We start from the raw sequence: 13,732 nt of genomic DNA, 5'->3' as shown, positions 1-13,732 counted from the left end.
GATAAATGAGATTGCATAGCCGATCAAAAGAAGAGGAATTGCAACAGAAAGACGAACGCGGATTTTTTTCTCGTCAAGCTTAAACCAGTCAAAAATTGTCATTCTGGCACCGCGGAAAGCTGTATCGCCTGAAGTAATAGGGCAAACAATTACACCAAGCAATGCGATTGGCCCACCGAATTTTCCAAGAAGAGCAACACACATGTCATAAACAGAATTTGAGTTTCCGCCTCCAATAGCTTTCAAAGCAGAAAGTCCAGTTCCTGCGCCGTCTTTATTCCAGAAGAATGCAACTGCGGCAGAAGCCCAAATCAAGGCAATAATACCTTCAGCAACCATTGCACCGTAGAAAATCTTGCGCCCTTCGCGTTCGCTTTTTATGCAGCGTGAAACAATCGGAGACTGGGTCGCATGAAAACCAGAAATCGCGCCGCAAGCAACCGTGATGAACATAAGAGGCCAAATCGGGCGCACTCCGGTGATTTTTCCGGTCGCGCTGTCCATCGTTCCAGGATAAAGATTCTTCAATGTAAGTTCCATCATTGGACGCTCACCAGAATGAATAATTGTTCCGATTGCAATACCAATTGCCATTAAAATAAGCAGAATTCCAAACAAAGGATAAATACGTCCGATAATCTTATCGATTGGAAGAAGTGTTGCCAGGAAATAATAAATAAGAATTATTACAGTCCAAACCTTTATATCAAGCCATTCAGGAGTAAGGCGGGCAAGAAGACCAGCAGGTCCTACCATAAATACAACACCTACCATTACAAGAAGAACAACTGAGAATACACGCATCACATTGTGCATTACAGGGCCAAGATATTTTCCAGTAACTTCAGAAATAGAAGCACCATCGTTTCTTTCAGAAAGCATACCGGACATAAAGTCATGGACAGCTCCAGCTAAAAGAGTACCGCAGACAATCCAAATGTAAACACTAGGTCCCCACATGGCTCCAGAAATCGCACCAAAAATAGGACCAAGGCCGGCAATATTCAAAAGCTGAATTAAAAAAGCCTTTCCAGTAGAGATAGGAACATAATCAACACCGTCAGGATTAGCAACAGCAGGAGTTGCATGGTCGTTTGGTGCAAAGATTTTTTCCACGATTTTGCCATAGATCATGTAACCTACAATCAAAATCACCAGCGCAGCAAAGAAAGTTATCATAAAAATACCTCCAGATAAACAATCTACAAACTGATTTAAAGGCTGTTAAAAAAATTAAATTTACTGCGGTTATTGGTTGTTGTCCGAAATTGCCGTAAAAACTTCTTTAACAACACTTTTTTGAATTTGACATAAGGCTCGTCAAAAAGGCGAACTTTTATCCTACAAAGATTAGTCTAAATCTACATTTTGTATTTGTAAAGAAATTTAAAATCTATGCGAACCAATTGAAAAAAACATGCTTCGATCTGAATATTTTTGTCTAATTGTAAATCTGCGCTGTTAATGATAAAATCATTCTATGCTGCAGAAAGTTGATTCTAAAATTTACATTATTGGCGCGGGTTTTGCAGGACAGATGATTGCCCGCGATTTGATGCGTAAAAAAGTATTTGGTTCGGTAGCGGCATTTTTAGATGATGAAAAAAAACTAATTGGAACTTCAATTGAAGGAATTCCTGTATTGGGTTCAATTGCAGAAGTTGCAAGCCTTGTAAAATGCGGCCCCTTGGATGAAGCAATAATTGCGATTCCAAGCGCGCCGACAGAAAAGATACGTGAAATTTACGAAGCTTTAAAAAAGGGCGGTTTTGCCCACATCAGAATTCTTCCGAGTGTAAGCCAGATTATCGACGGCAAGGCGCATTTTGTACAGACAAGAGAAATAGATCCTCTTGATATTTTGGGCCGGACGCCTGTCATAATTCCGCTTCATCAAAGTTTAAAATACCTTCGCGGAAAAAGAGTTTTTATTACAGGAGCAGGCGGCTCAATAGGTTCAGAACTTGCAAGACAGCTTCTTTCTGGCGGCGCAGAACGGCTCTATCTTTTTGGACACGGAGAAAATTCAATTGTACAGATTTACAGAGAACTTCATGTCTTGCAGCAGGAAGGAGTCGGAGAAAAAGCAACCGTAGTTCCGATTATCGGCGACATGAAAGACCGTGAATACGTAGACTACATAATAAAAAACACTCGGGCAGACGTGATTTTTCATTGCGCGGCTTATAAGCATGTTCCGATGATGGAAGAAAATCCAGTTGCTTCCATCGAAAACAACGTTTTTGGAACTAAAAATCTTTTGGATGCGGCGTTAAAAAACAATGTCCAGCGTTTTGTGCTTATTTCGACAGACAAGGCCGTCAATCCAGTGAGCGTTTATGGAGCAGGAAAAATGCTCTGTGAAAAACTCATTCTTCAATATTCAAAAAAAGCAAATTCTTCACAAAAATTTATGTTTGTCCGATTCGGAAACGTGCTCGGCTCAAGAGGCTCAATTCTGCCTTTATTTCAGGAACAGATAAAATCCGGAGGACCTGTAACAGTCACGGACAAAAATATGGAACGCTATTTTATGACAATTCCCGAAGCATGCTCTTTGGTTCTCGAAACAGGAGGAATCGGAGAAAACGGAAAATCTTATCTTCTGGACATGGGAGAACCTATAAAAATTTACGATCTGGCAGAACAAATAATTAAATTTTCGGGACTTGAACCGGGACGCGACATTGAAATTAAAATAATCGGTCCGCGCGAAGGCGAAAGAACTTTTGAGCCATTGTGGCTAGAAGAAGAAAATCCTCAAAAAACCGAATATGAAAAGCTCCTTGAGCTTAAAAATTTGGAGTTTGGAGATAAAAAACTCGATCAGCTTCTCGAAAAACTTAAACCTGTCTGCTTTTTCAGTCCCAAAAATACAGAAGCGTTCAGAAACAGAGAAATTCTTCTAAAATACCTCAGAGAATACGTTCCAAGCCTTGACGAATATTACAAAACGACAAAAACTACTTTAGGTTATCTATAAAAATTACGGCAGGTGTGTATGTCAGAATTAAAAGTTCCGTTTTTTAAGCCTTCATTTTCGAAGGAAGAAAAAGATGCTGTTTGCAGCGTTATTGATTCAGGCTGGCTTACGACAGGAAAAACAACTCACGACTTTGAAAAAGAGTTTGCTGATTTTTTAGGATGCAAACACGCTCTTGCGGTCAATTCAAATACAAACGGAATGATTCTTGCCATGGAAGCATGCGGAGTAAAAAGCGGAAGAGTTGTAATTACAACGCCCTACACCTTTGTTTCGACCGCCGCCAGCGCAGTTCATCTGAATGGAGACGTTCATTTTGCAGATATTGAAGAAAATTCATATTCAATCTCGCCGGATTCAATCAGGTCTGTTCTGGAAAAACTCAAAAAAGACGGAAAAATCGAAACTGTTGCGGCAATTGTTCCAGTTCACATTGCAGGGAATTTGTGCAGCATGAAAGAAATCTGCGCCATTGCAAAAGAATATTCAACTCAAAAAAACAAAATCTTCGTCATTGAAGACTGCGCCCATTCATTTCCAAGCAAAACAAAAGACGGTTACGCAGGAACATTAGGCGATGTAGGAATATTTTCTTTTTATGCGACAAAGACAATCACCACTGGCGAAGGCGGAATGATTACGACAGACAGCGATTTTCTTGCAAAAAGAATGTGCCAGATGAGGCTTCACGGAATGGACAGAGATGCATGGGATCGATACACAAGCGACAAAGCTTCCTGGGAATACGACATTATCGCTCCAGGATTTAAGGCAAATCTTCCAGATATTTTAAGCGCAATCGGCCGGGTTCAACTAAAAAAAGCAGAATTGTTCGAATTCAAAAGAAAAAAAATCGTCGAAAAATACAATAAAGCTTTTGCAGGCTGTGATTTTTTGACTTTGCCTCCGGACAGAGAAGGAAACGCCTGGCATCTTTATCTTATTCAAATAAATCCTTCAAAATTAAACTGCACAAGAAATGTATTTGCAAAAGAACTTCAGCAAAACGGACTTGGAATTTCAATGCACTTTATTCCAATCTTCCATTTTTCGTACTGGCAAAAAAAATATCCCGACTTTAAAGCAGAAAATTTTCCAAATGCTGAGCGCCATTACAAAAACACGATTACACTGCCGCTTTGGCCTGATATGAGCGAAGAAATGGCAGATTATGTCATAAAAACAGTAAAATCTGCCGGAGAAAAGTTCCATGTGCGCTAAAAGAAAAATTCCTCAAAAAAACACACTCATCTTTTCAGACGAATTTTATTCGGACATTTTTGAAGATGATATGCTCTATGCTTCTGTCGTGCGCAGTCCTGTTCCAAAAGGACGAATCATAAAAATTCTGACGGAAGAACTGCCAGAAGGCTATAATTTTTATGGTTGCGAAGATCTTCCGTTCAAAAACAATATAAAAATTTCAGGAACAAATATTCCGGTTTTTTGCGAAAAAGATATTGACTACACAGGGCAGGCAATAGGAATAATTACCGGCCCAAACAAAAAAAATGTGCGGCTTCTGAGCAAAAACATTAAAATGAACATTGACGAGCATTTTTACTATGAAGAAAAAAATGAAAATTCAAACATTCTTGCACAACGAGAAGTCAAATACGGCCAAGACTACGAGCTTCAAGAAGAAGACTCTCTGATTGAAGAAGAATGGGAATCCGACATAAATTTTCAAAATTTCACCGAAACAAACGGAGCTTTCTGCTACATAAAAAGCCAAAATCTCTATGTTTTTTCTCCAAACCTTTGGATTAGCAATTTAAGAAAAAATCTTTCCGATATTACAGGTTTTCCAGAAGAGAATATCTATATAACAAGAACAAAAATTCTTTCAAAGACAACGGACATAATTTGGCTAAACACATTAATTTGCTGTCAGTGTGCCCTCGCCTGCCTAAAACTCAAGAAGCCAATAAAACTTGAATTTACAAGAACCGAGCAGCAATTTTTTGCAGAAAATACATCATCCGTAAAAATCAGGCATAAAACCGCCGTTGCAAAAAGCGGGCTCATAAAATCTATGGACATTTTAATCCATGTGAATGCAGGAGCTTATAATCCTTTTGCGCAGGAAATTGCAGACAGACTTGCAATCGCCGCAATCGGAGTATACAAATGTCCAAATATAAAAATTACATCAAACATTTACAAGAGCCACTCAATTCCATCATCAATTGATTTTTCGATAATCGCTTCAAAAGCGTTTTATGCCGTGGAAAATCAGATGAATAAAATTTCCCGCGAAACAGGAATTGACCCTCTTGAACTGCGTATTTTAAATCTAAAAANNGAAACAGGAAAATCAAAAGAAGTTCTCGAAGCCATTTGCAGGACAGGAACTTTTCTGCGGAAAAATGCGGCTTATAAAATGGAAGACATTCACAGGTTTGATCACGACAACGCTTCTCCTTACGCACCGCCTTTGCGAGGAATCGGGCTTGCCTGCGCTTACGAAGGAACTGCCTACCTCGGTTCAAATTTTATAAAAAAAAATCTGAATATTGAACTTTCCTACACAAAAGACCAAAAACTTTATATCCGCGGAATGCCAAGTTCAAAAAACGCATGGCAAATCTGGCAAAAAACTGCTTCCGAAATCACTGGACTTCCTGCCGAAAATATTTTTTTGAACACAAATTACAGCATTGACTCAGAACCAGAAAATCCACAGACGACAAACGCTTCAATTTCAATCAATTCTGTTCTTATAAAAAAAGCCTGCGAAGCCTTAGCTCGAAAGCTTTCAAAAACAACAGACGAAGAATTTCCGGTAACAATAAAAAAAAGTTTTTCTGTAAATCCTAGAAAAAGCTGGGATTTAGAAACGTTCAGCGGGTATCCATTTTCTTCCACAAGTTTTGCAGCAATGATTGCCGAAATTGAGCTTGATTCAGCTTCTTATTCGCCTCAACTGCGCGGAATTTGGTTTATAGCCGATGCAGGAAAAATTTTAAATCCCCACGCAGCCGAAACTTCCCTCAAAAATTCAATTCAAGAAGGATTGAAAGAACTGGTTGAAGACGATGAACTTTCTGTATCCTCAATTTCGATTCAATTTATGCAGTCAAACGATGAGCCAAAACAACTTGGCGATATTGCAGCCTCTCTTTTGCCTGCCGCTTATGCCTCTGCCCTTTCTCAGGCTGTCGGAAAAACAATTACAAATATGCCGGTTCAGACAGATACAGTTTTTAAGCTCACAAAAAGCTTGAAAGAAAACTGGGAAAAACAAAAAGAGGCTGAAGAAAACAAAAATTCAGAAGAAACTACGGAGCTAAAATAAAAATGAAAATTCCTGTAACGATAAATGGAAAAAAAATCATTCTTGATGAAAANNCAAAAACTGATTTCTGTAAAAACTGGCTGCGAGGCAGGAAAATGCGGTTTTTGCACAGTTCTGCTTAACGACAAGCCGGTTTCTAGCTGTCTGATTCCCGTTGGAATTGTAAAAGACTGCACGATAGAAACCCTTGAATCTTTTTCTAAAACAAAAGAGTATAAGGACATTGAAACAGGTTTTTTTAAAGCCGGAATGAATTTGTGCGGGTATTGCAATTCATTCAAGTATTTTTCGGTTTACAGGCTCTTAAAGGACAATTACCGTCCGACAAAATCGCAGTTAATTGAACTTACTACAGAAGATAAATGCGCATGCACGGAACAGGGAGTTTTTATGAACGGAATTCTTTATGCCACCGCAGCCAGGCACGAACGCGAAGGAAGAAAAAAGAATGTTAAAATCTAAGCAGATTTATTACGCAAAGACACTGAACGATATTTTTTATCAAAAAAAATCGATAAAAGACATTCAGCTTATGAGCGGCTGTACACAGGACAAAAAACTTCCGGAAATTTCTCTTTGCGTCCGCAATATTCGCGAATTAAATTATTCAATAAAGCACGAGCGATTTTTTGAGTTTGGTCCGGAAATTACACTTTCACAAATTCTCGAAATCGATCCTGCAAAACTTCCATCTGTTTTTTACGAAGCCGTAAAGTCAATTGCAAACACAAACATTAGGAATATTGCAACTCTTGCAGGAAACATCTGCGCAAAAAACTATAGATACACGCTATTTGCTCCGCTTGTCGCTCTTGACGCAAAGCTNNCTTATCTGCCAATGACAAAATTCAATGAAGTTCCGGAAAATTTTGTCCTTTCAAAAATAATACTTCCGCTTGGAGACTGGGAAGTTGCTGTTTTTAAAAGGCTTGGGCCTGCCCACATCATAACCGAAAATTCCGCTTCCTTTGTTTTTCTTGCTGACACTGTAAAAAATCAAATTGCAAACCTCAAAATAGCATTTGCAGGACCTTTTTCACTGCGCAGCCTTGAGCTCGAAAACAGGCTTTTGGGAGCCAGCCTTCCTTTGAGCGAAAACACAATTCTCGAATTTGTAGAAGCGGCGAAAAAAATCTACGACGAAACATGCCTGGACAAGCAAGTTCCTCCGATTTTAAGAGCGCAGTTTTTAAATCTTGTAAAATATTCGCTTGAACAGCTTACTTAATAAACATGCAGTCACCGTAAGAAAAAAAGCGGTACTTTTGATCTACGGCTTTTTTGTAGGCATTTAAAATATTTTCACGGCCAGCAAAGGCGCTTACAAGCATAATCAGAGTGCTTTCTGGAGTATGAAAATTCGTAAACATTTGATCCACGCACTTAAACTTATATCCTGGATACATAAAAATGCTTGTTGCTCCAGAACCGCCTTTTACAAAACCATTTTCGTCTGCCGCCGATTCAAGGGTTCGGACAGAAGTTGTGCCTACTGCAAGAATTGGGCGGCCTTCTTTTTTTGCACGGTTTATTTTTTCAGCAACATCGAAAGGAATTGAATAGACTTCCTTGTGCATCTTGTGTTCTTCTATATTTTCTGAACGGACAGGAAGAAAGGTTCCAAGTCCGACATGCAAGGTTACAAAACAGCGTTCGATTTTTTTTGCGTCAAGTTTTTCAAACATTTCCTGAGTAAAATGCAACCCGGCTGTCGGACAAGCAGAGCTTCCTGTTTCTTTGGCATAAATTGTCTGATAACGCTCAGAATCTGTATCATCGTCTTCGCGGTGAATATATGGAGGAAGCGGAATATGTCCGTTCTTTTCAAACCAGTTGTCATCAAGAGGAATTTCAAATTTTACAGTACGGAATTCAGAGCCTTTGTCACCTTCATTTTCTATAACAGTTCCGACAGTTCCGTCAAAAAATGAATACTTGTTTCCAGTCTTTACCTTTTTTGCGCCTTTTACCATCGTATGCCAGGTTTTTAAGTCCGGAGTCATCTGGTTTAAAAACATAAATTCCTGTTCGCGTCCGCCCTGTCCTTCTTTTTCGCTAATTTTTATTCCATAACAGCGGCTTCGGCGAACTTTGGAATTGTTAAAAATCATCAATGTGTCTGGAGAAATTAAATCAGGCAAATTTTCCATTTTTAAATGTTGAACTTCGCCAGTTTTGCGGTTTAAAAGCATAAGTTTGTCCTGACCGCGAATTCCAGACGGTTTTTGAGCAATAAGCTCTTCAGGCAAATCAAAATAAAAATCACTAAGTTTCATTTTTTATATTTCTCCAATAAAAAGCCAGTTTGTGTCAATATCAAAATAAGGAAGCCTGCCCTGTTGAATTGCTATTTTCTTCAAGACCAAGATGTTCATAGGCTTTTGAAGTGACAATTCTTCCGCGCGGAGTCCGCTGAATAAGACCGCATTGAATCAAATACGGCTCATAATAATCTTCAAGAGTGTCCTGCGCTTCTCCAATGCTGATTGCAAGAGTTTCTGCGCCAACAGGTCCTCCGCCAAATTTTTTAATTATTGAAAGAAGAATTTCCCGGTCGTATTTTTCAAGTCCAAGGCAGTCAATTTCCAGACGCTTAAGACCTTCCTCAACAATTTTTAATGTGATTTTATTCCGGCCTTCAACCTGAGCAAAATCCCTCATACGGCGCAAGACACGGTTTGCAACACGAGGTGTTCCGCGGCAACATTTTGCCAAAAGAAGAGCCGCATCATCATCAATAGAAACTTCAAGAATTCCTGCGCTGCGACGAATAATAGAAGAAAGCTCCTTTTGAGTATAAAATTCAAATCTAGGAATAAAACCAAAACGGCTTCTTAAAGGACTGGAAACCGAGCCTGCCTTTGTTGTTGCGCCGACAAGCGTAAAAGGAGGAATCGGAATTCTGACGGTTCTTGCCGCCGCTCCCTGCCCAATAATCCAGTCAAGTTCAAAATCTTCCATTGCAATATAAAGCATTTCTTCAATCGCAGGTTTTAAACGATGAATTTCATCAATAAAGAAGACAGTCCGCGGAGTTATAGTTGAAAGGATTCCAGCCAAATCCTTAGGTTTGTCCAAAGCAGGGGCGCTCGTAACCTTAAAATCGACGCCGAGCTCGTGAGCTGTAATTTGAGCGAGCGTTGTTTTTCCAAGACCTGGAGGACCGATTAAAAGAAGATGATCCAACGGCTCTTCGCGAAGTTTTGCCGCTTGAATAAAAGTAAAAAGGTTTTTTTTAACAGATTCCTGTCCAAGAAAATCTGACAAAAACTGAGGCCTCAAAGAATTCTCTTGAATTTCATCATCTTTTAAGTCCGCTCTTACAATTGCCGAAAAATCTGTTTCGCTGTCAATGCTGTCCATAATCTACGCGAGCTCCACAATTATTTTTCTAAAAATCATATCTTCTTTTTCTTTTTGAGATTTTCCGACAAAGTCTGGCTCAAGTTTTGCAGAAAGCTCCGCAATCTTCTGTTCAACAGTTTTTCTGTCATATCCCATGCTCACAAGCGAAGAAATAACATCAGAAAAAGCGCTGGACTTGGGAACAGTAAATGTCTGCAAATCTTCGTTAAATGAGAGTTTTCCCTTTAAGGCGAGCATCATTTTTCCTGCAGTTTTTTTGCCTACGCCAGGAATTTTTTCCAAAAGAGCGACATCTCCGCTTTCAAGAGTGTCCATAAGAGTTGAAGAAGGCGCGCTGCTCATAATTTTTACCGCTCCCTTAGGACCAACGCCATCAACTTTAAGCAAATCAAGAAAAAAAGAACGTTCTTTTTCGTTTGCAAAACCAAAAAGCGCAAAAACAGTATCTGTATGCTGCATCCACGTAAATATTTTAGCTTCCACGCCAACAGGCGGCAAAAGATCAAGATTTGAATCCGGAATATTTATATCCCATTCAATGCCGTTTTTTTCTAAAAAAAGCTGTTTTGGAAATTTGCCAGTAATTGTTCCAGTAATAGAGTTGAACATAGTTTTATTCTAGCAAATTTTTAAATTGTAATGAAGATGTGTTATTGCGCCTGCAAGAGCGTCAGCCGCATGATCTGGCTTTGGCTCAGTTTCCAGACCAAGAAGAATTTTTACATATTTTTCAACAAGTTTTTTGTCTGACTTTGTAGTCCCGGTAACAGCCTGCTTTATTTGATTCGGTTTATATTCTGACAGAGGAATACAATTTTGCGCGACAATCAGCGTACAAACACCTTTTGCCTCCGCAACAGAAATTCCAGATGTGATATTCTTTACAAAAAACAGCTCTTCCATCGAAGCTTCTGTCGGCTTAAATTCATCAATCACCGCCTGTAAACTTGAAGCAATTTTTAAAAGCCTTTGAGAAAGACTGTCTGTGCTTTTTGTCGTAATGCAACCGTAGCTTACCATTCTGTAGCGTCCGTTAAAAAAATCAACTATTCCAAAGCCAGTATTTGCAAGGCCTGGATCAATACCGATTACACGCCGGATTTTAGGAGAATCCTTAACTGGAGAACTTTCAGTCTTTTCAAAAATTTTTGTTCCAGGCAATTCTTCAAACTTTTTCAAAATAAAACCACACTGAAAAATATTTTTTACACAGCAAAAATCATAAGCCATAAAAAAACCACGGGAAAGCCCGTGGTTTTGCAAAACTTTGATTAAAAAGTTAAGGATTACTCCATTTCAAAGTCTTCTGGATATTCAGCTGTGTGGTAAACGTTCTGAACATCATCGTTGTCCTCAAGGCGGTCGATAAGTTTCTGAACTTTTGCGGCAGTATCCTTGTCAACAGCAGTGTAAGCATCCGGAACCATGCCAACGTCAGCAGAAAGTGTTTCAAACCCTTTTGCCGCAAGAGCATCTGCAACAGCAGAGAATGCATCTGGAGCTGTAGTTACAGTAATAACTCCATCTTCGTTTACAATGTCGTCTGCGCCAGCTTCGAGAGCAGTTTCCATAACTTCGTCTTCATTTACTTTTTCAGCATCAAGCTCGATTGTACCTTTGCGCTGGAACATGCGGCTTACAGAACCAGAAGTTCCGAGGTTTCCGCCTGATTTTGTAAAGATATTGCGAACATCTGCGGCTGCACGGTTGTGGTTATCTGTGAGAACTTCAACCAAAACAGCAACTCCGCCTGGAGCGTATCCTTCGTATACAAGTTCTTCGTAAGATGTTGCGCCGTCTTCACCAGTACCTTTTTTGATAGCACGTTCGATGTTATCCTTAGGCATGTTAGCTGCACGTGCCTTAATAATTACAGTACGAAGACGTGGGTTTGAGTTTGGATCTCCACCACCCATTCTTGCGGCAATTGAAATTTCCTTAATGAATTTTGTGAACAGTTTACCGCGTTTAGCATCTGCAATACCTTTTGCATGTTTTATGGTTGCCCATTTACTGTGTCCTGACATGATAACTCCTATAAAAAGCCAATCTTTTTGACTTTATAATATACAAACAAGTTTAGATTTTGTAGTCTAACACAAAACCAAACTGTTATCAACAGCATATTAGCATTTTTATTTTTTCAGCCCTTTTAAGAAAGAACTTGCGGCATTTGAAGCGGCTTGAGAAGCCTTATTTTTTGCAGCATCGCCCGTTTTTTTCTTAAGTTCAGACTGTTTTTGACTAAGCTGTTTTGAAATAGAATCAAAACTGTTTTTCTGACCGTCAAGCTTTGCAGAAATATCGCCAAACTGAGAAATATATTTTTTTGCAGTTTCTGAAGAAGCAATCTGCTCATTCAACTTTGCAGCCACATCTTTTTTCACATTCTCAAATTCGGCATTTGCAACGCTGGAAATTGCATCTGCAAGAAGAGTGTCAAAATTCGTATCCAGTTTTAAACCAACGCCTGATTTTTCGCTAAAAGAAAAACCTGCTCCAAGATTAAGAGACTTGATTGATTTTAGCGCGGTCGTATAAATTCTCGTTGCAGTTTCTGAGCCAAGTTCTCCGCCAGTTACAGCCGCAGGATTCATATTAAGCTTTGCATTTCCAGAAAAACTAAAATCCGAATCCGCAACAATAGATGCGCTGACATTCGATTTTCCTTCAAACTTTGGAATAACGTCCGAAGCGCCTTTTTTTGACAAGTCAAGACTCAAAGGAAAGTTGCTTCCAGAATATCCGGCTTCGACAAGATGCGCTTTTGTTCCTGTTCTTGCGTCAACCGTAAGATTAGCATTATGAACACACTGACTTTTCTTTACGCTGCCCTTTACAATCCAAGGTTCGCCGCGTTTATTCATATCGCTTGAAATATTTGTGGCAAAAAGTTCGATTCCGCTGCCAGAACCATGAACTTTTTCGACAAGAAGTTTCGGAACCGTGTCTTTTTTCCAATAAACGTAACGGCCGGCAAAGCGTTTGCTTTCTTTTTTCGCCTTTTCAACTGCTTTTTTATTGGCATCTTCTTTTTCTTTAGCATTTCCACCCGAAGCTTTCATAGAAGAAGCATAGGAAATCAAATCTTTTAAATACGGATAATACTGTCCCAAAAGAGCGTATCCGGCCTGGTTTATAGAATCGTTCAGAGCCGACTTTGCTTTTTTTGGATCAAGAATAGAAACCTGGGCAGAAAGAAGATTTTTGTCGGAAGCGATTGAATCTTCAAGTTTTTTCTGCAGCTGCTTTATTTTTTTCTGGTCACCTTCAAAAGAAGAAAGAGTCGTTTCCATATCGGCCTTTGCTTTNNNGGTTTTAAGAGAGAAGGAATTTCTGCCGGACTTACCTTAGAAACATTCAAATTTGAAAGCGATTTTGTTGCATTCTGAACTTCTTCAACGCTCTTTTTTAACTCGTCTGGTTTATTTTTCCAGTTTTCGACAAGAACCTTTAATTCCTCCTCGACTTCTTTTGCAACTTTTTGCGACTGGAGATTTTCCTTTATATTTTCTGCAATTGCCGCCGGATCATACATTGTAAAAAGCTCCGTAATTGCTTTTTTTGCGGCGTCAGGATCAGTTCCGATTTTTTCTTTAAGAGAATCATAAAAACCAGTCGAATCGTTTTTCTTTGCCTTTTCCCTTTTATCTTTCGGCTTTATAGCAAGTTTTCCGCTCGTTTTCCGCTCTGTTCCAAGTTCAATTCCTGTAATTTCGATGTTTTGAGCATGAAATTTTGCCTGCAAAAGATTTGTCAGATTGAAATTTAAATCGAGGCGTTTAAATTCAAAAAGATTTTTAAATTCATCATCGCTCGAAGCCTGGGCAAAATTTTCGATGGTAACATGAGAATCAAAAAACTGAATATCTACAGAACCCACATCGCACTTTGCGCCAAAAATTTCCTGCATTCCGCTTGTAATAGCCATTTTTGCAACAGGATTTTTAAAAATAGTTACTGTAATCCCAAGCGCAGCAATTACGGCGGCAACCGCAATAAAAGGAACAACCTTTATTCTGCCTTTGTTTGCCTTAATCTGTTTTGCAAGAAGCTTAAGTCGCTTTATTTCTTTTTTTGTAAAT

The 13,732-nt window shown here is 39.1% G+C and carries 12 protein-coding genes; 5 read left to right on the top strand and 7 right to left on the bottom strand.

The genetic code is table 11. The features are described 5' to 3' along the window. The coding region (locus B3Y13_RS09600; RefSeq protein WP_296694211.1) for a carbon starvation CstA family protein at window positions 1-1,179 on the bottom strand (1,179 nt) is incomplete at its 3' end. Between the two features lie 301 nt (window positions 1,180-1,480). Between B3Y13_RS09600 and B3Y13_RS09595 the strand changes: the two genes are divergently transcribed. The 5 genes from B3Y13_RS09595 (at window position 1,481) to B3Y13_RS09580 (ending at window position 7,509) form a co-directional block, all read left to right on the top strand. Next, window positions 1,481-2,983 carry a polysaccharide biosynthesis protein gene (locus B3Y13_RS09595; RefSeq protein ID WP_296667096.1) on the top strand — a complete coding sequence of 501 codons (1,503 nt, stop codon included), beginning with the start codon at window positions 1,481-1,483 and terminating at the stop codon, window positions 2,981-2,983. Window positions 2,984-3,001: 18 nt separating this feature from the next. Next, window positions 3,002-4,204, top strand: coding sequence for a DegT/DnrJ/EryC1/StrS family aminotransferase (locus tag B3Y13_RS09590; RefSeq protein WP_296694209.1), 1,203 nt, complete (start codon window positions 3,002-3,004; stop codon window positions 4,202-4,204). Beyond that, a complete protein-coding gene (locus B3Y13_RS09585) occupies window positions 4,194-6,281 on the top strand; it encodes a xanthine dehydrogenase family protein (protein WP_296694207.1) in 2,088 nt (695 codons plus the stop codon). Before B3Y13_RS09590 ends, B3Y13_RS09585 begins: the two co-directional genes overlap by 11 nt. Before the next feature lie 24 nt (window positions 6,282-6,305). Beyond that, on the top strand, window positions 6,306-6,743 hold the full coding sequence (locus B3Y13_RS09895) for a 2Fe-2S iron-sulfur cluster-binding protein (protein WP_349681368.1): 438 nt from the start codon (window positions 6,306-6,308) through the stop codon (window positions 6,741-6,743). After that, window positions 6,688-7,509: an FAD binding domain-containing protein gene (locus B3Y13_RS09580; protein ID WP_422664338.1), complete on the top strand. Its 822-nt coding sequence runs from the start codon at window positions 6,688-6,690 to the stop codon at window positions 7,507-7,509. The genes B3Y13_RS09895 and B3Y13_RS09580 overlap by 56 nt, the downstream gene beginning before the upstream one ends. Here B3Y13_RS09580 and queA read toward each other — a convergent pair. The 6 genes from queA to B3Y13_RS09550 form a co-directional block, all read right to left on the bottom strand. Further along, on the bottom strand, window positions 7,502-8,557 hold the full coding sequence (queA, locus tag B3Y13_RS09575; RefSeq protein ID WP_296022043.1) for a tRNA preQ1(34) S-adenosylmethionine ribosyltransferase-isomerase QueA: 1,056 nt from the start codon (window positions 8,555-8,557) through the stop codon (window positions 7,502-7,504). The genes B3Y13_RS09580 and queA overlap by 8 nt on opposite strands. Before the next feature lie 40 nt (window positions 8,558-8,597). Then, window positions 8,598-9,644 (bottom strand): Holliday junction branch migration DNA helicase RuvB, encoded by a 1,047-nt coding sequence (ruvB, locus tag B3Y13_RS09570; protein ID WP_296022036.1) that lies wholly within the window; start codon window positions 9,642-9,644, stop codon window positions 8,598-8,600. Window positions 9,645-9,647: 3 nt separating this feature from the next. After that, entirely contained in the window at window positions 9,648-10,256 is a 609-nt protein-coding gene (gene ruvA / locus B3Y13_RS09565) for a Holliday junction branch migration protein RuvA (protein WP_296667085.1), read from the bottom strand. A gap of 9 nt (window positions 10,257-10,265) precedes the next feature. After that, window positions 10,266-10,877, bottom strand: a complete 612-nt coding sequence (ruvC, locus tag B3Y13_RS09560) for a crossover junction endodeoxyribonuclease RuvC (RefSeq protein WP_296667083.1) — start codon at window positions 10,875-10,877, stop codon at window positions 10,266-10,268. Window positions 10,878-10,933: 56 nt separating this feature from the next. Continuing rightward, entirely contained in the window at window positions 10,934-11,674 is a 741-nt protein-coding gene (locus tag B3Y13_RS09555; protein ID WP_078931193.1) for a YebC/PmpR family DNA-binding transcriptional regulator, read from the bottom strand. Between the two features lie 108 nt (window positions 11,675-11,782). Continuing rightward, window positions 11,783-12,943: a hypothetical protein gene (locus B3Y13_RS09550; RefSeq protein WP_296694201.1), complete on the bottom strand. Its 1,161-nt coding sequence runs from the start codon at window positions 12,941-12,943 to the stop codon at window positions 11,783-11,785. Window positions 12,944-13,732 lie beyond the last annotated feature (789 nt).

Origin of the sequence: Treponema sp. UBA7567 (genome assembly GCF_002476655.1) — a bacterium.
GTDB lineage: Bacteria > Spirochaetota > Spirochaetia > Treponematales > Treponemataceae > Treponema_D.
This window is presented reverse-complemented; position numbering and strand designations above follow the sequence as displayed.

What these genes read in the sequence shown, in the direction of transcription:
- ruvB (WP_296022036.1), bottom strand. Translation starts at nt 9,644, where the DNA reads ATGGACAGCATTGACAGCGAAACAGATTTTTCGGCAATTGTAAGAGCG.
- queA (WP_296022043.1), bottom strand. Translation starts at nt 8,557, where the DNA reads ATGAAACTTAGTGATTTTTATTTTGATTTGCCTGAAGAGCTTATTGCT.
- B3Y13_RS09550 (WP_296694201.1), bottom strand. Translation starts at nt 12,943, where the DNA reads ATGGAAACGACTCTTTCTTCTTTTGAAGGTGACCAGAAAAAAATAAAG.
- B3Y13_RS09595 (WP_296667096.1), top strand. Translation starts at nt 1,481, where the DNA reads ATGCTGCAGAAAGTTGATTCTAAAATTTACATTATTGGCGCGGGTTTT.
- ruvA (WP_296667085.1), bottom strand. Translation starts at nt 10,256, where the DNA reads ATGTTCAACTCTATTACTGGAACAATTACTGGCAAATTTCCAAAACAG.
- B3Y13_RS09555 (WP_078931193.1), bottom strand. Translation starts at nt 11,674, where the DNA reads ATGTCAGGACACAGTAAATGGGCAACCATAAAACATGCAAAAGGTATT.
- B3Y13_RS09590 (WP_296694209.1), top strand. Translation starts at nt 3,002, where the DNA reads ATGTCAGAATTAAAAGTTCCGTTTTTTAAGCCTTCATTTTCGAAGGAA.
- ruvC (WP_296667083.1), bottom strand. Translation starts at nt 10,877, where the DNA reads ATGGCTTATGATTTTTGCTGTGTAAAAAATATTTTTCAGTGTGGTTTT.